Annotated in this window: 1 protein-coding gene; it reads left to right on the forward strand. The window is 68.3% G+C overall.

Going from position 1 to position 862, the window contains the following annotated elements; all coding sequences use genetic code 11:
* The first annotated feature begins 47 nt into the window (after positions 1-47).
* Positions 48-856 (forward strand): IS5 family transposase gene (locus MB828_RS38635; RefSeq protein ID WP_301652240.1). Its coding sequence is split into 2 segments (ribosomal slippage): positions 48-395 and positions 398-856, totalling 807 coding nucleotides; the frame shifts between segments, so codons are not numbered across the junction.
* The last annotated feature ends 6 nt before the right edge of the window (positions 857-862 follow it).

An 862-nucleotide genomic window follows, 5' to 3' on the forward strand; every position in this document is an offset into this window, starting at 1 on the left:
AGACAGACGCTATTTCAGTTGGCGTGATCTTGCGGCAGTCTAGGGTGATGGCTGCTGCGCTTGTCGAGCGGATGGCGCCGGAAGAGCTGTGGACGTTGTTCCAGCGGGTGGTGCCGCCGGCTCCGGTCCGCCCGCAGGGTGGAGGGCACCGGCGGCGAGGGGACCGCGAGGTGCTGGCTGCCATCATCTTCGTGGCCACCTCAGGCTGCACCTGGAACCAACTGCCGCCAGGCTTCGGGCTGTCGGGGGTGACGGCCTTCCGCCGGTTCACCGAGTGGACGGAGGCCCGGGTGTGGGCCAAGCTTCACCGCCTGGTCCTGGATGAACTCGGTGCCCGCGGCGACCTGGACTGGTCGCGGTGCGCGATCGACTCTGTCAGCGTTCGTGCCGTCAAAGGGGGCAGCTGACGGGACCGAATCCGACCGACCGCGGCAAGAACGGATCGAAAATCCACCTGATCGTCGATCGCCAGGGCCTGCCCCTGTCGATCGGCATCTCCGCCGCCAACCTCCACGACAGCCAGGCACTGATCCCGCTGGTCCGCGGCATCCCACCCATTCGCTCACGTCGCGGCCCAAGGCGCCGTCGGCCCGCCAAGCTGCACGGCGACAAGGGATACGACTACCACCACCTGCGGCGATGGCTCGCTTCCCGCGGCATCCGGCACCGCCTTGCCCGCAAGGGCATCGAGTCGTCCCGGCGGCTGGGCCGGCACCGCTGGGTGGTGGAGCGGACCGTGTCCTGGCTGTCCGGCTGCCGCCGTCTGCACCGCCGCTACGAGCGCAAGCCGGAACACTTCCTCGCCTTCACAGCCATCGCCGCGACCCTCATATGTCACCGCCGACTGACCAAGTGAAATGAC

It is taken from the genome of Streptomyces arenae (genome assembly GCF_022343545.1).
GTDB classification, from domain to species: Bacteria; Actinomycetota; Actinomycetes; order Streptomycetales; family Streptomycetaceae; genus Streptomyces; species Streptomyces humi.